Consider the following 18,845-nt stretch of genomic DNA (forward strand, 5'->3'; position numbering starts at 1 on the left):
ACCCGGCAGCCGCGCGGGGCCTTCTATTTTGCCGATAGGCTGAACTCATCACTGGATCCGGGCGACACGCAGTCGCGACCACATCGGTGCGTCGTCGTGTGGCAATCATCTTGGGCGCTGTGTTCGCCGTTTTCGCGTTGGCCTATCTAGTCGACTGGATTGCGTCGGCGGGCGACGTACCCCGCGGAACCAGGGTCGCAGGTATCGACGTCGGTGGAATGAACGCCGACGAAGCCGAGCGAGTGTTGCGCGACCGGATCGGTCCGCGCACGGACAGCCCCGCTGCCGTGCAAGCCGGCGATGTGCGCGCAGGTGTCACGCCTACTTCCGCAGGCTTGTCCGTTGACTGGGACGCAACGCTGAAACGTGTCCGCGACCAGCCGATCAATCCGCTGACCAGGTTGTTCTCACCGTTCACGACCCGAACTGTCGATGTTGTGTCGGTCGTCGACGATGCTGCCCTGGCGCGGTCCGTCGACAAATTGAGTGCCGTGATCGATCGCAAACCTCTCGAAGGCTCGGTGCGTTTCGAAGGAGCGAAACCAGTCGGCGTCACGGCGGTGCCTGGTCAGGTGCTCGATGTGGCGGGTGCGAAAGCCGCGTTGATCGACGAATGGGCGAATGGCACAACGATCGAGCTTCCGGTCGACGTCGTCGATGTCACGGTCCATGATTCGGCGGTCGACAAGGCTGTCGCCGAGGTAGCAGGTCCAGCGGTCGCCGCCGATGTCGTCTTCACCGGCCGCGACGGCAAGTCGGCAACCCTGAAGCCCGACCAGGTCGGTGCGGTCCTGAGTTTCGCACCCGATGGATCCGGCGGCCTCGCCCCGCAGTACAACCGCGACGCTGCCGCAGCATTGCTCGCACCGCAGCTCGCGAGCACCGAGGTCATGCCGCGTGATGCCGAGTTCGCCGTCGACACCGGGTTCGTGAGGGTGATCCCGGCGGTCGTCGGCGACATGGTCGTGTGGCCCAAGACGCTCGACCAACTGCCTGCGCTGCTGAGCAACAGCGGTCCGCGGACGGTCGCTGCCACCTACGAGGCGGTCCAGCCGGCATTCACCACGGCCGCGGCCGACGCCTTCGGGATCAGGGAAGTGATCGCCGAATACACAACCGGTGGGTTCGAATACGCGTCGGGAGTCAACATTCGGAAGGTCGCTGAAGTCGTCAACCGCGCAATCGTCAAGCCTGGCGACACGTTTTCGTTGAACGGGTTCACCGGTCCGCGCGGGACCGACCAGGGCTACATCGAATCTGGCATCATCGACCACGGTCGTCCTGCGCGAGCGGTCGGCGGTGGCATCAGCCAATTCGCGACGACGTTGTACAACGCGGCCTACTTCGCCGGTCTCGAAGACGTCGACCACACCGAGCACAGCTATTACATTTCGCGCTACCCGGAGGCTCGTGAAGCAACCGTCTACGAAGGCGCGATCGATCTGCAGTTTCGCAACAACACCCCGACCGGAATCCTGATCGAAACCGTCGCGACCGGCTCCGACGTCACGGTCCGCATCTGGGGAACCAAAGCGGTCGAGGTCGAGTCGGTCACGGGTGATCGATATGCCCAAACCGCTCCTCGAACCATCACGCTTCCCAAGGGCGACGATTGCGTGGCATCCAAAGGTGCACCCGGCTTCACCACCAGCAACACCCGAATCATCACCGACCGCATCACTCGCCAAGAGGTCTACCGCCACACCCGGACCGTCAAATACGACCCCGTCCCCATCGTCAAATGCGAGTGACCACCTAGCCGCGCGGCAGTTCGCCAAACGCACACCGAATTGCTAGCAAATCCGCCTGCGGCTAGCGAATTGGTTTGCGGCTGTGCTGGTTTCGAATCTATCCACAGGGCCGAAGTTATCCACAGACCGCGAGCTTTCGCCGCTTTGGGTCGACGGCCTAGTGCAGCATTGCAGTCATGGAACTCGACGGGGGCGAGGTGCTGCGCCGCCAGCATGCGCTACGGAGTGGAATCGCGGATCACGAGATTCGAGGGCTTTACACCCGCGCCGGCTGGCGCAGACTCGGTCACGGAGCCTACGTCGCCGAGTCGGCGTTTACCGGACTCGATCAGCACGCCAAGCACCGGCTGTTGCTCGACGCGACGCTGCCCGCTCTGTCGTCCGATTCTGTTCTCAGTCACCAATCCGTCGCAGTCGCCTACGGGCTGCCGATCCGTGGGTTACCGCTCGACGCTGTTCACGTGACTCGGGACCGTGAGACCGGGAATCGCGTCCGGCCGACGTTGAATGTTCATTGTTCGCCGCTCGGCGGCGAAGTTGTGGAGTTGGACGGTCGGCTGCTGACAACTCCCGCCCGCATGATCGTCGATCTGGGTCGAACTGCGCCGCTCGAAGCGGTATTGGTCACCGCAGACGCAGCTGTTCGCGAATTCGGTGTAACCGCGTCCGACCTAGCGATCGAGCTCGAGCGAGCGAAGAATCGCAGCGGCATTGCAGCGGCCCGACGCCTGGTCGATCTTGTCGACGGGCACAGCGAAAGCGTCGGCGAATCGCTGAGCAGGCTGATGCTTCGCTCCTTCGGCTTCACTGGGTTCAAGACTCAGGGGAATGTGTACCTCGAACATGGTCGGCTCCTCGGCCGCGTGGACTTCTACGACGAAGAGCTGGGCGTGCTAGGAGAGTTCGACGGCGAGGTGAAGTACGGCCGACTACTGAAGCCAGGTCAGGACCCTGGCGAGGTGGTCTTCCGGGAGAAACAACGCGAGGACGCAATGCGCGACCCGGGATTCCAGATGGCGCGGTGGATCTGGCGTGAGCTCGACAAGCCGGCGACAGCAGCCCGCATCGAGCGAGCGTTGGAACGAGGCCGAGCGTCCTCGAAGCCGATTGGTTACATCGTGCAAGCGCCGCTACCGACGCCACGCCGGTTGGTGCGGCGGTCTCTTTGACAGCCACAAACCGAATTGTCAGCCACAGCTGGAATTGCTAGCAAAACGGTCTGTGGTTGGCGAATTGCTTTGTAGCTGAGACGCCAACACCCCCGGACCGTGGGGTCCGGGGGTGCTGTGCGGAACTAGCTGTGCGGAACTAACTCAGAATGCCGCTTCGTCGAGCTCCATGATGTCGTTCTCGAGGTTGCTGAGGACGGCCTTGATGGCGGTGAGCTCGGGGAGCACGTTCTTGGCGAAGAAGCTCGCAACTGCGACCTTGCCTTCGTAGAACGCCTTGTCCTTGCCAGCGTCTGCACCGTTGTCGAGGGCCTTGATCGCGACCTCGGCGTTGCGGAGCAGCTGCCAGCCGATGACCAGGTCGCCGACCGCGAGGAGGAAGCGGACCGAACCGAGGCCGACCTTGTACAGCTCGGTCGGGTTCTCCTGGGCACCCATGAGGTGACCGGTCAGCGTTGCCGCCATGCCCTGCACGTCTTCCAGCGCGGTGGCGAGGAGGGCGCGCTCGTTCTTCAGGCGACCGTTGCCGGCCTCGCTGTCGATGAACTTCTGGATCTGGCCTGCGACGTGCGCCAGGGCGACACCGCGGTCACGTGCGATCTTGCGGAAGAAGAAGTCCTGCGCCTGGATCGCGGTGGTGCCTTCGTACAGCGAGTCGATCTTCGCGTCGCGGATGTACTGCTCGATCGGGTAGTCCTGGAGGAAGCCGGAGCCACCGAGGGTCTGCAGCGACTCGGTCAGGTACTGGTAGGCACGCTCGGAGCCGACACCCTTGACGATCGGGAGCAGCAGGTCGTTGACGCGGAACGCCGTTTCCTTGTCTGCGCCCGACACCGCGAGCGCGGTGTCTTCGTTCTGGTGCGCTGCGGTGTAGAGGTACACCGAACGCAGGCCCTCGGCGTACGCCTTCTGCGTCATCAGGCTGCGACGGACGTCGGGGTGATGCGTGATGGTGACGCGCGGGGCTGCCTTGTTCGTGGACTGCGTCAGGTCTGCACCCTGGACGCGCTCCTTGGCGTACTCGAGCGCGTTGAGGTAGCCGGTCGAGAGCGTGGCGATGGCCTTGGTGCCGACCATCATGCGAGCGTGCTCGATGACGTCGAACATCTGCGCAATGCCCTTGTGCTCTTCGCCGACGAGCCAGCCCTTTGCGGGGATGCCGTGGCCACCGAAGGTGAGTTCACAGGTGGTGGAGGCCTTGAGGCCCATCTTGTGCTCGACACCGGTCACGAATGCGCCGTTGCGCTCGCCCAGTTCGCCCGTCTCGAAGTCGAAGTGGAACTTCGGAACGAAGAACAGCGACAGGCCCTTGGTGCCCGGACCTGCACCCTCGGGGCGCGCAAGCACCAGGTGGAAGGTGTTTTCGAACATGTCGTCGGCGTCGGCCGAGGTGATGAAGCGCTTGACGCCCTCGATGTGCCAGGAGCCGTCTTCCTGCTTGATCGCCTTGCTGCGACCTGCACCGACGTCGGAACCCGCGTCAGGCTCGGTGAGCACCATCGTCGCGCCCCAGTTGCGCTCGGCGGCGATGACGGCCCACTTCTTCTGCTCTTCGGTAGCGTTGTTGTAGAAGATCTGCGAGAAGCCAGCGCCCGCGGCGTACATGAAGGCGGCAGGCTGTGCTCCGAGGAGCAGCTCTGCGATGGCCCAGTACACGGTGCGCGGAACGGCGAGACCGCCCAGTTCCTCATCGACACCCAGCTTGTCCCAGCCGCCGTCCTGCAGCGACTTGAAAGACTTCTTGAACGACTCCGGAATCGCCACGGTGTGCGTCTCGGGGTCGAAGACCGGCGGATTGCGGTCCGCATCGGCGAAGGATTCGCCAAGCGGGCCCTCTGCGAGGCGGCGAACTTCGCTCAGCATCTCGCGAACGGTGTCGGAATCAAGGTCGCCGTATGCGCCCGTTGCCAGGGTCGCATCGAGTCCCAGTACCTCGAAAAGGTTGAATTCGAGGTCCCGAACGTTGCTCTTGTAATGTCCCATCGCTGTGTCGCTCTCCATTGAGTCGGGGGTGGTGCGGTCTGGGTTCTCCAGTTCCGCCCTGATGCTGGCGGGAAAATACTCACCAGTAACTTGTGCCGATGTTACTCCCGGGTACAGACACTGAACAAGGTGAATCCGGCGCATTGTGATAGGAACCACAGGGCCGTTCGGATTGTGAAATCGCAAGTCGAACAACACATCCCGGTCGAAAAATCTGAGGATCTCCTCACGTTTCGGTGTCCGGTGCCTTACGGTCGTTGGATGGAACCGGGACGACCGAGGTTGCGCCAGTTGACTATTGCGACGGCGGCGGGCGAGGCGAAGGTCGCTGTCGACGGCCGGACGAACCCACGGTTTCTCCTCGTTCTGACGCACGGAGCGGCCGGCGGTGTCGAAGCTGCGGACCTGCTCGCCGTCAGGCGCACTGCGGTCGAACTCGGTGGCGCGGTCGCGCGAGTGCTGCAGCCCTACCGGGTTGCGGGCGGGCGAGCGCCCGGTTCGGCGGTGAAACAGGACGAGGCGTGGTTGGCGATCATTGCCGACCTGCGTAAACGCTTCAGGAAAGTGCCGCTGATCCAGGGTGGGCGCAGTAACGGCGCACGTGTGGCCTGTCGCACTGCGCAGGCGACGGGAGCCGTAGGCGTCGTTGCGCTGGCCTTTCCGCTGCATCCGCCGGGAAAGCCGGAACTATCGCGTGCCGGTGAGTTGCGGTCAGCCGGGGTCGAGGTTGTCGTCATCAACGGCGACCGCGACCCTTTCGGCGTGCCCGACCCCGCCGACGCCACTCTGGTGCACGTCATCGCAGGTGAGGGGCATTCGTTCAAGAAAGGCGTCGGGGAAATCGCCTCAGTCGTCGAGCCCTGGCTGGTCCGCTGGAGTGCCGAGTAGCGGTTTCGCCGCGACGACGAGCGCGTCGATCGCAGTTCCCGCCGCGGTCTGTCGCAGCCGCTTCTCGGCGACCAATACCTGCAGATCGTCGCGGATCTCCTCGACGATGTCGTCGGGGGTGAAGAGAATCGTCGGATCTTGCGGACCGCCGACGCCATCGGCGATGTTCGCGGAATCGTGACCCAGCACGATCAGCACACCTGCCTCGTTCAATGCGTCGACTGCAAGGTTGAGCACGGCCCGGCGTTCTTCGGCGGGCAGGTGCAGGTAGACGTAGAGAATCAGGTCGAATCCCGGCTCCGGTGGAGCGGTCCGAACGTCGCCATGGACCCAGTGGATCCGGTCGCGGACCGACCGCGGCGACCGAGAGGCCACGGTCCGGGCCTTGTCTATCGCTACTTGCGAGAAATCGACCGCCGCGACGGACCAGCCTCGGGTTGCGAGCCAGATGGCATTGCGACCCTCGCCGCATGCGAGATCGAGGGCGCGACCGGGATGTAGAGCGGTGGCTTGTTCGACGACGACCGCATTCGGTGGCGCACCCCAAACGAGATCGGCCTGTGCATATTTTTCGTCCCACTCGCGCGCGTCCACTTCATGCAGAGTAGCGTCCGCGCGACTCGATCTCGTCAGTGGTGAACGGATGCGCCGCGTGCGCCTTCGGGATCGACATAGGGTCGCGGGTCGTTGCGATGGCCGTTGGCGATGATCCGGCCGACAAGCAAAGCGGCGGGAACGGAAACGACCGTCCAGCCTGCGATGAGTGCGGCGAGAAGCATGTGCTTAGTGTGCCAGGTGGGGCGATCAATCCGCTAGATCTTGATTACAAAAAAATAACAATGAGGACAACGCGTCGATATCGACTAGGCGATCCGATCATTCAACTGATATCGGCGCTACCCGCACCAGGGCTCCAATATGAGCCCGGGCAAAGTCGCGCGCCGCGGCGTCGTCGTCGATGGGGATCAGTCCATCCGGGGTCAAAGCCAGCGAGAGCGCTAATCGGGCGAGGATCTCGGCGACGTAGTCGGCGTCGTATTCGGGCAGCCCGCCGGACTGCTGCATCACCCGGAGATCGGCGGCCAGGTACGCCCGACCGACCGCGAGCAGCGGTCCGGCGTTGGTGGTGAGGAACGGCAGCACGACGTCTGGTTCGGTCGTGAGCAGTCGGCGCAGCAGTCGATTGTTCGCCAGGGTGGTCGCGAATGCGACGAAGCCCTCGGTCACCTGCTCCTCGACGGGTGCCGATCGGTCGATTCGTGCGTCGACGGCCTCGACGAACCGCACCGCCTCCCGCAGCCCGACGGCTTGAACGACGGCGTTCTTGCTGCTGTATCGGCGATACAACGTGGCTGGACTGACTCCGGATCGCTTGGCGACCTCGTTCATGCTGGTCCGCTTGATGCCGAAATCGAGAAACGCTGCGAGGGCGCCGTCGAGGATCGCGGGGTCGCCTTCGTCGTCGGAAGGGTCGCCGCCGAGCATCTGTTGCAGAATTCCGACGATCGCCATCACGTCACTTTACGTGCGCTGTTCTATACCGGTGGCTCGGCCACGGCTACGCCGAGCTGCTCGGAGTACGCGACGTTGAGCTCGCGCCAGCCGTAGTCGAGAGCGTCGGTGCCGACGATTCTGCCTATCGGGGTGCCGTCGAGCGCCAAGGCTGCAACGTCGAGACCGATGTGCCAGCCCGCAGCCAGCATCGCCGAGGAGTCCTTGTCGTCTGTCGTGTGGGTCAAGGTCAGTCGGGTGCCGCCGCTGTCGGTCGGGTCTAGTTGCCAGCGCAGCACGTCCGTCGCCCATGCGTGTTCCAGCAGCTTCGGCGCGTCGGCGATCGTCACTGTGCCATCGAGTTCGACGTGATTGCCGCCGTCGTTCATGATCAACAGCGCCGGCCCGGTGGACGCAAGATTGCGGTCGGCGATGTAGGGCGACCAGCGTGCATGTTCGTCCGGCGCGGTCAGTGCGGACCAGACCGATTCCGGCGATTGGGGAAATTCGCGTTGGAAGGTCAAGGCCCAGCGCGTGCCGTCTGCGGTGAGTTCGACGCGTTGCAGCGGCCCTGGGCGGTAGTTGCGAGTGGTCATTACTGGTCTCCCTTGGAATCCAAGTGTTCGGCGAGAGCGTTGAAGCTGTCGGTCCACAGCGTTCGAAACTGCTCGAGCCAGGCGTCGAATTCGGTGAACGGCCTGCGGTCGAGGCTGTAGATCCGCTGCTGTGCCGCGGTTCGGCAGTTGACGAATCCGCTGTCACGCAACACTTTCAGGTGCTTCGAGATGGTCGGCTGCGGCAGTTCGAGATCGTCGACCAGCTGGCCGACGCTGGCATCGCCGACCCGAAGGTGCTCGAGAATCCGACGGCGCTGGGGCTGTGCCATCACGGTGAAGAGGTCCGTCACGTCGCGAGTATACCAACTCACGTATATACGCGACAAGGCATATAAAAGGTAAACGAAAATCCGGGGTGTGTCATGACACCTGGAAACTGAGTTACGCCACACCCTCTGCGAGCAAGTGGTTGCGGATGAAACGCGCGAGATCGTTGACAGCGTCGCGTTCGTAAAGGTCGATCGTCCGGCCGGCGTTTTCGCGCTCGGTGATCCAACGCTCGATGGCGTCGTGCGTTACCGAGCTCACGACCATTTCCTTGGCACGCAAGTGTTCGTTTGCACCGGCTTCCGACACATCGCTCATGTCTCTGATCATCGCATCTCCTCCCGCCCTGCGTCACACTCCCGCGCCGGAATCACTTCCAGACTAGCCGAGGGCACCGCGAACGGAGCCTGCTGTCGTGGTCGGATCTCCACCGAGTCCGATGTACATCGTCGTCAGCATGGTGGCCGCGACGTCGTCTGCCGGCGCGAGTCCGTCCGGTCCCCAGAACCCCGCTAGCTCGAGCAGGGTGAAGCCATGCAGTGCGCTCCACAGCTGACCGGCGACGATGAGCGGATCCCCGGGTCGTAAAAGGCCGGCCTCGATCGCTCTCGTAACGGTGTCGACCAGAATCTGGAACGTTGCCAGGGCGCCTGCCACCTCGCCGGTGTTCTCGGCGTGTCCGCCCGCGAACATCACCGCGTAGAGGTGCGGATTCGTTCGGGCGTTGGTGCGGTACGCGACGGCAAGGCGGGCGAGGTCGGCTATCGGATCGTCGCTTCGCTCGACCGCGTTCAGGTGCGCGCCGAATCGATCGAATGCCTCCTGTACTACGGCGCGAATGAGATCGGGCATCCCGCCGAAGTGCGTGTAGACAGCCATCGTCGACATGCCGACCTCAGTCGCGAGTCGCCGGGTGCTCAGCGCCGACGGTCCTTCTTCATCCAGTAAACGGGCCGCCGCCTGGATCAATCGAAGCCGCACGGGAATTTCGGCTCCGGACACCTTTTCATGGTCGCATAACAGTGCTATTTGTTAGAATATAACAGCGTTATAGTCCACGACGATCGGGGCGACCGATGACCGCGACAATCAACCGCTACCTCGCTGGCAACTTCGGGCCGGTACACGACGAACTCACCGTCACCGAACTCGAAGTCACCGGAAATCTGCCCGCCCATCTCGACGGGCGATACGTCCGCAACGGACCGAACCCGCTGGCGGAGGCGGACCCCAATCGCTATCACTGGTTCACCGGCGACGGGATGTTGCACGGCGTGCGAATCCGTGACGGTCGCGCCGAGTGGTACCGCAACAGGTGGGTTCGCTCGATGAAGGTCGCCGAAGGGCTGGGGGAGTCGCCGCGGCGCGGCGTTCCGCACGCGGGCATGGACTTTGCCTCGAACACCAACGTCATCGAGCACGCTGGGGCAACGTTGGCGCTGGTCGAGGGCGGTGCGCGACCGTACGAACTGACCGACGAACTCGACACTGTCGGCATCTGCGATTTCGACGGCACCCTCGACGGCGGGTTCGCGGCGCACCCGCATCTGGATCCGGCAACTGGCGAACTCCACGCAGTGACGTACTACTGGGGCTGGGGAAACAAGGTCCGGTATGTGGTGGTCGGTACGGACGGCCGGGTGCGGCGGTCGGTCGACGTCCCTGTCACCGGTAGCCCGATGCTGCACGACTTCTCGCTGACCGAGGACTATGTCGTGCTGTACGACCTGCCGGTCACGCTCGATCTCGACATCGTTTCGGGACGTTCGAAACCCGTCCCGAAGCTCATCGGCAAGCTCCCCGATCCGGTGTTGTCGCGAGTCACCCGCAGCGGGGGAGGGGGGACCGGCGTATTTCCGTACAGCTGGAATGACGACTACCCGGCGCGGATCGGATTGCTCCCGCGGGAGGGAGCTGCCCGCGATGTCCGCTGGTTCGACATCGAGCCCTGCTTTGTCTTCCATCCGATGAACGCCTATCAAGAAAACGGCGGCGTGGTGCTCGACGTCGTTCGGCACCCCCGGATGTTCGTCTCGGACCGAACCGGGCCGAACCCGAACATCGACGGTTCGCCGTCGTTGCACCGTTGGACCGTCGACATCGCCGCAGGCAAGGTCCGCGAAGAGCAGGTGCACGACCGCGCTGTGGAATTCCCGCGAGTGGACGAGAGGCTGACCGGCCGACGCCATCGGTACGGCTATGCGGTCGGGCTCGACGATTCCGGCGCTTCCGCGCACTCGGTCGTCCGGCACGATTTGGCGACTCGTAACACGACCGCTCGGTCGTTGGGCGAGGGCAGACAAGCAGGCGAATTCGTCTTCGTGCCCACTTCCGACACTGCTGCTGAGGACGACGGCGTGCTGATGGGGTTCGTCTACGACGCCGTTCGCGACCGCAGTGATCTCGAACTGCTCGATGCGGCAACCTTGGAAACCGTGGCGACCGTGCAACTTCCGGTGCGGGTGCCGCACGGTTTCCATGGCAACTGGATGCCCACCGCGTAGTTCACTTCCGTGTGAAGCGGTAATGCGTTGCAGCGTCAGAGCTTTGCAGCTCGCAGTCGTAGGCCTTCAGGGCGTCGCCGACGTTGTCGAGGAGTCGCTCGCCGCTGCCGAGTAACACCGGTACGACGACGAAGTGCAGCTCGTCGATCAGGCCTGCGCGTAGGTATTCCTGAATTGTCGCAACACCGCCGCCGAGTCGGATGTCGGCGCCGTCTGCCGCCTTGGTCGCCTGCTCGAGCGCCGACTCGATTCCGTCTGTGACGAAATGGAACGTCGTGCCGCCTTCCATCTCGATCGACGGGCGCGCGAAGTGTGTGAGGACGAAGACTGGGTGGTGGTACGGCGGATTCGGTCCCCACCAGCCCTTCCATTCCTCGTCGGTCCACTCGCCGCGGAGGGGGCCGAACATGTTGCGGCCCATGATGGTGGCGCCGACGCCGACGTCACCCGCTGCGGCATAGGACTCGTCGACGCCGGTCGACCCGCCTTCCTCGCCGAACATGGTGCGGTACGTCTTCGTTGCGAACGCCCACTCGTGCAACCGGCCACCGCCTTCGCCCAGCGGGGCGTCGGCTCCTTGATTCGGTCCAGCGGCGAATCCGTCGAGCGAGACCGAGATGTTGTGAACGCGTACCCGTGTCATGGTGTCCTCCGATAGATACTTAAGTGATTCATTTACTGTAGGTATCCCCGGACCAATGGTCAAGTAGATGCTGAAGTATTTATTCGGATGATTCGTGTAACGGAACCGCCCGAATCGGACACGATTCGAGCATGAAGAAGTCATTGCTCCGACCGGCGGTTGTCTTGCCCGTGCTCGCGGTTCTCATCGTGGTGATCGCGGCCGCGACGTACTGGTTCGAACCGTGGAAGCTGGTCGTGAACAAGACCGTCGACGAGGCCGCGCCGACTGTGTCTGCACAGGTCTCGGGGCAAAAGGTCGAGCCGGTCGTCGTCGCCCAGGGCGACTTCATCAGCCACGAACACGAGACGACGGGAAAGGTCCAGTTGCTGCGACTGCCCGACGGTGAGCAGGTGCTCCGCATCATCGATCTCGACACGAGCAACGGCCCCTTGTTGAAGGTCTGGCTGACCGACGCTCCGGTCATCGAAGGGTCCGACGGGTGGCGGGTTTTCGACGACGGCAGGCATGAGGACCTCGGCGAACTGAAAGGCAACAAAGGAAGCTCGAACTATCCGATCCCTGCCGATGCCGACATTTCGGGCCTGAATAGTGTGACTATTTGGTGCGACAGGTTCCACGTGTCCTTCGGAGCTGCGACGTTGACGTAAGGAGTTCGCGAATGCCGGTGTTCATTGCAGCACTCGGTCGCATACTCCGGCCGCTCGTCACGGGGTGGATGCTGCCGCTGTCGCTAGCCGTCTTCGTGTTCCTGTCGAGTTGGTTGGCGATGTGGCTCGTCGAACCGGCGCCTGCCGAAATCGTCAAACCGCAGAACTACCCCTGGTATTTCGTGGTGACCGCGGCGACCGTCGGCTACGGCGATTTCTTTCCGACGTCAGCAGCGGGTCACGTTGTCGGCGCGTACGTGATCATCAGCGGCATCGTCGCCCTGACCATGATCTTCACCCGCATGGCAGAACGACTGTCAACTGCGAAGGGAAATCGCATGCGAGGCCTCGCCGACCTTGACCTCCACGACCATATCGTGCTGCTCGGCTATGCCGAAGGGCGAACCGAGCGCCTGGTGACCGAGTTGATCGCGGAACCGCACGTCCAACTTGTGCTTTGCGCATGGGACAACGTGCACGAGCATCCGATGCCGGACGCCGACCGCGTCATGTTCGTTCGCGGCGATCTCACCGATTCGACTGTGCTCGCGCGGGCCTGCGTTGCCTCGGCTGCCACGGTCCTCATCGACGGTCGGGACGACAACGAATCGCTGGCCATTGCAGTCGCTGTCGCGCACGCGAGTCGGCCGAGTGGCGAGCGCGGGTCGACCGAGAACCGGACGCATCTGATCGTCGCTTTGCGCGACATGGGCCGGACCGGTCAGTTCCGGTACGTCAGCTCCCGCATCCAGTGCGTGCAATGGCATGTGCCGAACCTGCTGGTCGAGGAAGCGCACGATCCCGGTATCACGCAGGTTTATACGGAGTTGATGACCTCTGGCGGCAGCGGGGACACGTTCTCGTTGCGGTTGCCGCGCGACTTCGCGAGCTTCGGTGAGATTCAGACCGCGTTAGGGCAGCGCTTCTCGGCGACCGCGCTCGCAGTCCGGCGCGACGGGCGGCTCGCCGTCAGCCCGTCGTGGAACGAGCCGGTCGCAGCGGGGACGACCGTGTATTACGTTGCCGCGAACCGGCTCGATCCGAGTGCGTTCGCGGTCGACGCGACGTAGAGCTCGGCGGAACTGCGCGGATCGGTGACCGATCGGCCGGTCAGCTCCGCGATCTGATTCAGTCGATAAAGCACCGTATTGCGGTGGCAATGAAGGATTTTCGCTGCATCGGCGGTCGAGCCCTTGGCGTCGAACCACGCTTGCAGCGTGTCCAGCAGGACCGTGCGTGCGGCGGCGGGCAGTTCGGCGAGCCCGCCGAGGACGCCGGTGCAGATTTGGTCGGTGACGTCCGACGCGGCGGTGACGAGCAGAGCGATCGGCGACGAACCGAACACGTGCACTCCGGCTGAACCGGGCGCGAGGCAGCGTTTCGCGGCGAGTGCTTCCCGCTTGCCGTGGACGGGTAGCGTGCCGACCGAGTGCGGCTGGCTGGTGCCGATTCGGCCCTGGACCGACTCGCTGAGCATCGCCGTGACGGTGGCGGGGTCCGTCCGAGGCCCCAAGGCCACGACGCCGAACACTCGACCTCGTTGCTCGGTCCATGCGGACGGGATTCCCGCGCGGGCAAGTCGAGCGGCAAGATCGTGCAGCGGATCGTCTTCGGCGGTGACGACGAGGTATGACGCCCTGGGTGGCAGGTCGAGCTCGCGGATCAGCTCGGCGGTCCGTGTTTCGTTCTCGATCGGTCCGTCCAGCAGTGACGTCAACAGCAGGTCGTGGGAGGTCTTGTCCCGTCGTAGCCGTTCATCGGCGAAGCGCCGATACGCCTCGGCCGCCGCGCCGGAGAAGGTGTCGATCGTGGCCCATAGGCGGGATGCCAGCTGCACGAGCGCGGCGGTGTTGCCGTCTTCTACCGCACCGGCCAACAGGTGGTCCCAGATGACCATCCCGCCGAGGCGATACGCGTGCAGAAGGCTGTCGAGCGGGATTCCTTGCTCGGCCTTGAGCCGCCCCGCGTCGACTGCCGCATGTGTGTCGACGAGCGTGTCGTCGGCGACGACCCCGAGTATGCCGAGCAGGTTCTCGCGGATTGTCGAAATCAGCTGCTCGGGCGTCAGCAGCTGATTGTCGAGGTACGCCGATTCGTCGGCCCGGATGCGAGCCGCGAGGTCCTCGGTAAGCACATCGATCGCCCCGACCAGCCGAGCGATCGGCGAAATGGTGGTGTCAGCCGTCACATTCCGGAGTCTAGCTCGCTGTTTGTGCAGCGGCACAAAACGAGAACTAGAAGCCGCGACTCAGGCCCATGGTGCTGCTCGCGTCGAGGTCTCACCATTGCAGGTGTGACCGACACCACTGAAATCGACAGCGCGCTCGCGGACCTTGGTCGCGGCGAAAAACTTTGGGCAGACACACCGTTGTCGGCCCGACGGGAAGTGCTCGAGCGGGTGCACACCTTGATCGGCGAGCACGCCGAAGAATGGGTAGCCGCCGCGGCGAGCTTCAAGAAGCTGAGTCCGGATTCGCCGTTGATCGGTGAAGAGTGGATGTCCGGGCCGTACCCCGCCCTGGCAGGCGCCGCTGCCCTCATCGGGACCATGCGAAAGTTGGAGGCCGGGACGAGCCCGATCGACGGTGTTCGGATCACCGATGCACCGGGCGGGCGCCTGGCGATTCAGGCGCTGCCGCACGGCATCTTCGACACCTTGCTGTTGAACGGATTCAGCGCACAGGTGTGGCTGCAACCCGGCGTCGACGCCGCATCCGCACGGCGTAGCGCCGGTCTCGGTCAGCGCACTCCCGCTGCGACACAAGGCATCGGCGTCGTCCTCGGCGCAGGCAACATCACGTCGATCGCGCCGCTGGACACGTTGTACGACATCTACGCCAACAATCGCGTCGTAGCACTGAAGCTGAACCCGATCACCGATGCGATGTTCCCGGTGTTCAACAAGGTCTTCGCGCCGCTGATCGATCTCGACGTCGTCCGAATCCTGACCGGCGGTGCCGACGTCGGAACGTACCTCGTCAACCACGATGCCGTCTCGCACGTGCACATCACCGGCAGCGCGATCACACACGACGCGATCGTGTTCGGCACGGGGGAACTGGGTGAACAGCGCAAGGCGGACCGGAAACCGCTGCTGGGCAAACCGATCAGCAGTGAGTTGGGTGGCGTATCACCGACGATCGTGCTCCCGGGAAAGTGGTCGAAGGCCGACCTGAAATTCCAGGCCAAGCACGTCGCGACCCAGCGTCTGCACAACGGCGGCTACAACTGCGTGGCGTCGCAGGCGGTCGTCGTGAGTTCTTCGTGGCCGCAGAAGGAGGCGTTCCTGGAAGCGCTGCGCGACGCGATCGACCAGGCGCCTGAGCGTCCTGCCTACTACCCGGGCAGCGATGGACGGGTCAAGGCCGCCTATGACGTCCACCCCGAAGCCGAGCGCCTCGGTCCGAGCGGTGGCCGCGTGCTCATCGAGGGTCTGATTGCGGGTCGGGACGAGCCGCTGCTACGGACCGAATACTTCGCTCCGGTGCTCGGTGTCGTCGAATTGCCCTACGAAGGTCAAGAGTTCGCAGACAAGGCGGTCGACTTCGCCAACGACGAATTGGCGGGAACGCTGGGCGCCAACATCGTCGCTCACCCGGCGACGATCAAGTCGCTCGGCGACTCGTTCGACACGCTGATCGAGCGTCTGCGTTACGGCACTATCGCGGTGAACGCGTGGACCGGCGTCGGCTTCCTTACTGCACACGCGAGCTGGGGCGCCTTCCCGGGCCACACCGTAGATGATGTGCAGAGCGGAATCGGATTGGTGCACAACGGCTTCCTGCTCGACGGCGTCGAACGGACCGTCGTCCGCGGACCGTTCCGCCCGGCACCCCGCTCGATCTTGACCGGGCAGTTCGCCCTCACGCCCAAGCCGCCGTGGTTCGTAGACAATCGCACCGCCGCCACAACAGGACGCCGCCTGACCAATTTCACGGCATCGCCGGGTTGGTCGAAGTTGCCTGCCATTTTCGCGTCCGCGCTGCGCGGTTGAGGAGAGACTGAGCTATGAGCAAAACAGCAAGCACTGCCGATTACGTCGTCGTTGGATCGGGATCGGCAGGAGCGGTGGTTGCCGCTCGCCTCAGCGAGGATCCGAAGGTATCCGTCGTCGTTCTCGAAGCCGGGCCGAAGGACAAAGACAAGTTCATTCACATTCCTGCCGGGTTCGGGAAGCTGTTCGAGGGACCCGTCGACTGGAACTACCGGACGACTCCACAGCCCGCACTCGCAGGCCGCGAAGTTTTCTGGCCCCGTGGCAAGACCCTCGGCGGGTGTTCGTCGATGAACGCGATGATGTGGGTCCGTGGCTACGCCGCCGACTACGACGAGTGGGCGGAGCACGCCGGTGCGGGGTGGTCGTTCGCTGAGGTCGTGAAGTACTTCCGCCGTATCGAGAGTGTGGAAGGTGCCTCCGGAGCGGGCGAAGGCACCGACGGGCCGTTGCAGATTTCGAAGCAGCGCAGTCCACGCTCGTTGACGAAGTCCTATCTGGACGCCGTGAAGGAGACGGGCTACACGGTGGAGCGGGCCAATCTCGATCGACCCGAGGGCTTTTCGCAGACGATGGTCACGCAGAAGGGTGGCGCGCGATGGAGCACAGCCGATGCGTACCTCAAGCCGGCGTCGAAACGCTCGAACGTCACGGTAGTGACCGAGGCACAAGCGACGCGCGTGGTGTTCGACGGCAAGCGGGCCATCGGTGTCGAATACTCCAAGGGTGGAGAGCTTTTCACTGTTCAGGCGCGCAGCGAGGTGGTGCTGTCCGGCGGTGCGATCAACAGCCCTACGCTGCTGATGTATTCGGGCATCGGGGACGCGAAGGAACTGAAAGCAAACGGAATCGACGTGCGGCACAACCTTCCCGCCGTCGGCAAAAATCTTCTCGATCACCTGGTCTCGCTGGTCGTGTATCGCGCGAACGCGGGCACTCTGTTCGACGCCGAGAAGATTCCAGAGCTCGTCAATTACCTTGCGCGCCATCGCGGCATGCTGACGTCGAACGTCGGTGAAGCGTACGGCTTCATCCGGAGCAACGAAGACCTCGAGTTGCCGGACCTCGAACTGATCTTCGCGCCTGCGCCGTACATCGGCGAGGGTTTGGTCGATCCCGATGGCCACGGCGTGGCGCTCGGCACGATTCTGCTCAAGCCGAAGAGTTCAGGCGAAATCACGTTGGCGTCGAGCGATCCGCTGGCCAAGCCGATCATCGATCCGCGGTACTGCTCCGACAGTGAAGGTGCCGACCGTGCGGCGCTACTCGCAGGGCTGCGCGTGTGCGCGCAGATCGCATCCGCACCGTCCCTGAAAGGCGAGCTGAGCGATTACATGCAGCCGAACCTGCCTGCGAGCACGCCTCTCGAAGAGGTGCTGACCGCGGCTCTGGAAAAGCATTCGCACACCCTCTATCACCCGGTCGGGACATGCCGCATGGGCTCGGACGATTCCAGCGTGGTCGATCCCGAGCTCCGGGTGCGGGGCGTCGAGGGTCTTCGCGTTGCGGACGCCTCGATCATGCCGACCATCATTCGTGGGCACACGCACGCGCCATCGGTCGTGATCGGCGAGAAGGCGGCTGACCTGATCAAGGCATCGCGCTGACCTAGCCAGGCTCGAGGAGCCTGCGTACCAGAGTGCTGACCACCTCGTCGATGTCGAAACCGGCATCGATCGAGGTGGTCAGCAAGTCGAACAGCAAGCCGTCGATCGCGTAGTGCAGCATCGCGATCTCGAATGCACCGCCCGGCAGGCCGGCCTGCGCATTGAACTCGCCATCCAACCGGAAACCGCTGGTCAGAGTGGCACGGAGCAGTTTCCCCAACTCTGGGCGTCGTGATCCTTCGAGTCGCAATTCGAAGAGCGCGCGGGTGAGGTCCGGCTGCGCGGTCAGGCGTTCGACGATGTAGCGGATGTAATCGGTGGCAAGCTCGACGCCGGGCTCCCGCTCGGCCAATTGCTCGACCCGTGCTGGGTCGGGGGCCAATCGCTCGAAGATTCGTTCCCCAAGTGCGCCAAGTAACTCGTCGCGATTCCGGAAGTAGTTTCCCGCAGTTCCCTCCGGCAGCCCGGCTTCCCGGTCGACGGCCCGGTGCGTCAGACCGCGTGCGCCCGTTGACGACAGCACTCGAAGACCTGCGTCCGCGAGTAGTGCGCGACGTTCAGGATTGGCGACCACGAAAAGAATGCTAGCACCAACCACAACAGGCGTGGTACTTTAACCACTACTGCTGTTGTTGTTGGCGAGGCAAGGAGTACCGATGCGAAAACTCACCTATTACGTGGCTAGTTCCATCGACGGTTTCATCGGTGCGCCGGACGGTTCTGCCGATGCATTCATTACGACCGGCGACCATATGACGACGATCGCGACGGAATACCCCGACACCCTTCCCGTCCATATCCGCAGCCATTTCGGCGTCGCTGCCGACGCGCCGAATCGGCATTTCGACACGGTCCTCATGGGGCGCAAAACTTATGAGCCGACCATCGATGCGGGGTTGACGAACGCCTTTCCGCACCTGCGCAATTACGTCTTCTCGACGACCTTGGTGGTCGACGACCCGACTGTCACCGTTGTTGCGTCGGATCCACTCGCGACCGTGCGCGAGCTGAAACGGGAGGACGGGCAGGGTATTTGGCTGTGCGGCGGTGGAGCGCTCGCCGGGCGACTACTGCCCGAGATCGACGAGTTGATCGTGAAGTTCTATCCGGTGCTGCTCGGTAGCGGTGTGCCCATGCTCGCTACCGGCTACGACCCGTCGTCGTTTCGATTGACTGCGACGAAGGTCCACGACAATGGAGTGGCGTTCATGAAGTACCAGCGCGTGTGAGTTACTGAGACGACTAGTGTCTGATGGTCGCAGACTCAATGGTGAGCAGATA

The 18,845-nt window shown here is 63.6% G+C and carries 20 protein-coding genes; 9 read left to right on the top strand and 11 right to left on the bottom strand.

Features of this window, described 5'->3' with window-relative positions; genetic code table 11:
- Positions 1-98: 98 nt before the first annotated feature.
- Both FGL95_RS11875 and FGL95_RS11880 read left to right on the top strand, forming a co-directional pair.
- Positions 99-1,751, top strand: coding sequence for a VanW family protein (locus FGL95_RS11875; protein ID WP_338079824.1), 1,653 nt, complete (start codon positions 99-101; stop codon positions 1,749-1,751).
- A 176-nt stretch (positions 1,752-1,927) separates the two neighbouring features.
- Entirely contained in the window at positions 1,928-2,920 is a 993-nt protein-coding gene (locus FGL95_RS11880) for a hypothetical protein (RefSeq protein WP_169586843.1), read from the top strand.
- A gap of 144 nt (positions 2,921-3,064) precedes the next feature.
- Here FGL95_RS11880 and FGL95_RS11885 read toward each other — a convergent pair whose 3' ends face one another.
- On the bottom strand, positions 3,065-4,903 hold the full coding sequence (locus FGL95_RS11885) for an acyl-CoA dehydrogenase (RefSeq protein ID WP_169587088.1): 1,839 nt from the start codon (positions 4,901-4,903) through the stop codon (positions 3,065-3,067).
- Between the two features lie 261 nt (positions 4,904-5,164).
- Here FGL95_RS11885 and FGL95_RS11890 point away from each other — a divergent pair, with 261 nt between their 5' ends.
- On the top strand, positions 5,165-5,791 hold the full coding sequence (locus FGL95_RS11890; RefSeq protein WP_240962914.1) for an alpha/beta hydrolase family protein: 627 nt from the start codon (positions 5,165-5,167) through the stop codon (positions 5,789-5,791).
- Here the strand turns inward: FGL95_RS11890 and FGL95_RS11895 are convergent.
- The 7 genes from FGL95_RS11895 to FGL95_RS11925 form a co-directional block, all read right to left on the bottom strand.
- Complete coding sequence (locus FGL95_RS11895) at positions 5,750-6,385, bottom strand: methyltransferase domain-containing protein (protein ID WP_169586845.1); 636 nt, start codon at positions 6,383-6,385, stop codon at positions 5,750-5,752. The genes FGL95_RS11890 and FGL95_RS11895 overlap by 42 nt on opposite strands.
- A gap of 35 nt (positions 6,386-6,420) precedes the next feature.
- Positions 6,421-6,570 (bottom strand): hypothetical protein, encoded by a 150-nt coding sequence (locus tag FGL95_RS11900; RefSeq protein ID WP_169586847.1) that lies wholly within the window; start codon positions 6,568-6,570, stop codon positions 6,421-6,423.
- 97 nt (positions 6,571-6,667) lie between these two features.
- Positions 6,668-7,303 carry a TetR/AcrR family transcriptional regulator gene (locus FGL95_RS11905; protein WP_169586849.1) on the bottom strand — a complete coding sequence of 212 codons (636 nt, stop codon included), beginning with the start codon at positions 7,301-7,303 and terminating at the stop codon, positions 6,668-6,670.
- Positions 7,304-7,326: 23 nt separating this feature from the next.
- Positions 7,327-7,878 (bottom strand): SRPBCC family protein, encoded by a 552-nt coding sequence (locus FGL95_RS11910; RefSeq protein ID WP_169586851.1) that lies wholly within the window; start codon positions 7,876-7,878, stop codon positions 7,327-7,329.
- Positions 7,878-8,189: a metalloregulator ArsR/SmtB family transcription factor gene (locus FGL95_RS11915; RefSeq protein ID WP_169586853.1), complete on the bottom strand. Its 312-nt coding sequence runs from the start codon at positions 8,187-8,189 to the stop codon at positions 7,878-7,880. The genes FGL95_RS11910 and FGL95_RS11915 overlap by 1 nt, the downstream gene beginning before the upstream one ends.
- A 91-nt stretch (positions 8,190-8,280) precedes the next feature.
- Positions 8,281-8,496: a hypothetical protein gene (locus FGL95_RS11920; RefSeq protein ID WP_169586855.1), complete on the bottom strand. Its 216-nt coding sequence runs from the start codon at positions 8,494-8,496 to the stop codon at positions 8,281-8,283.
- 51 nt (positions 8,497-8,547) lie between these two features.
- On the bottom strand, positions 8,548-9,168 hold the full coding sequence (locus FGL95_RS11925; protein ID WP_169586857.1) for a WHG domain-containing protein: 621 nt from the start codon (positions 9,166-9,168) through the stop codon (positions 8,548-8,550).
- Between the two features lie 74 nt (positions 9,169-9,242).
- Between FGL95_RS11925 and FGL95_RS11930 the strand changes: the two genes are divergently transcribed.
- A complete protein-coding gene (locus FGL95_RS11930; RefSeq protein WP_169586859.1) occupies positions 9,243-10,670 on the top strand; it encodes a carotenoid oxygenase family protein in 1,428 nt (475 codons plus the stop codon).
- A gap of 1 nt (position 10,671) precedes the next feature.
- Here FGL95_RS11930 and FGL95_RS11935 read toward each other — a convergent pair whose 3' ends face one another.
- The gene (locus tag FGL95_RS11935) at positions 10,672-11,313 is read right to left on the bottom strand and encodes a dihydrofolate reductase family protein (RefSeq protein WP_169586861.1); all 642 of its coding nucleotides are present in this window, start codon (positions 11,311-11,313) and stop codon (positions 10,672-10,674) included.
- Between the two features lie 131 nt (positions 11,314-11,444).
- Here FGL95_RS11935 and FGL95_RS11940 point away from each other — a divergent pair, with 131 nt between their 5' ends.
- Positions 11,445-11,963 carry a DM13 domain-containing protein gene (locus FGL95_RS11940; RefSeq protein ID WP_169586863.1) on the top strand — a complete coding sequence of 173 codons (519 nt, stop codon included), beginning with the start codon at positions 11,445-11,447 and terminating at the stop codon, positions 11,961-11,963.
- Between the two features lie 11 nt (positions 11,964-11,974).
- Entirely contained in the window at positions 11,975-13,033 is a 1,059-nt protein-coding gene (locus FGL95_RS11945; RefSeq protein WP_169586865.1) for a potassium channel family protein, read from the top strand.
- Here the strand turns inward: FGL95_RS11945 and FGL95_RS32930 are convergent.
- Positions 12,979-14,151, bottom strand: coding sequence for a PucR family transcriptional regulator (locus tag FGL95_RS32930; RefSeq protein ID WP_338079825.1), 1,173 nt, complete (start codon positions 14,149-14,151; stop codon positions 12,979-12,981). The two genes, FGL95_RS11945 and FGL95_RS32930, sit on opposite strands and share 55 nt — an antisense overlap.
- Before the next feature lie 96 nt (positions 14,152-14,247).
- On the opposite strand from FGL95_RS32930, the gene FGL95_RS11955 reads away from it, so the two are divergent.
- Together FGL95_RS11955 and FGL95_RS11960 are read left to right on the top strand one after the other, a co-directional pair.
- Positions 14,248-15,957 (top strand): aldehyde dehydrogenase family protein, encoded by a 1,710-nt coding sequence (locus FGL95_RS11955; protein ID WP_338079834.1) that lies wholly within the window; start codon positions 14,248-14,250, stop codon positions 15,955-15,957.
- A 14-nt stretch (positions 15,958-15,971) separates the two neighbouring features.
- On the top strand, positions 15,972-17,564 hold the full coding sequence (locus tag FGL95_RS11960) for a GMC family oxidoreductase (RefSeq protein WP_169586870.1): 1,593 nt from the start codon (positions 15,972-15,974) through the stop codon (positions 17,562-17,564).
- A 1-nt stretch (position 17,565) separates the two neighbouring features.
- Here FGL95_RS11960 and FGL95_RS11965 read toward each other — a convergent pair whose 3' ends face one another.
- Complete coding sequence (locus tag FGL95_RS11965) at positions 17,566-18,138, bottom strand: TetR/AcrR family transcriptional regulator (RefSeq protein WP_169586872.1); 573 nt, start codon at positions 18,136-18,138, stop codon at positions 17,566-17,568.
- A gap of 82 nt (positions 18,139-18,220) precedes the next feature.
- Here FGL95_RS11965 and FGL95_RS11970 point away from each other — a divergent pair, with 82 nt between their 5' ends.
- Positions 18,221-18,793: a dihydrofolate reductase family protein gene (locus FGL95_RS11970; RefSeq protein WP_169586874.1), complete on the top strand. Its 573-nt coding sequence runs from the start codon at positions 18,221-18,223 to the stop codon at positions 18,791-18,793.
- The last annotated feature ends 52 nt before the right edge of the window (positions 18,794-18,845 follow it).

Origin of the sequence: Antrihabitans stalactiti, from assembly GCF_012932915.1 — a bacterium.
GTDB classification, from domain to species: domain Bacteria; phylum Actinomycetota; class Actinomycetes; order Mycobacteriales; family Mycobacteriaceae; genus Antrihabitans; species Antrihabitans stalactiti.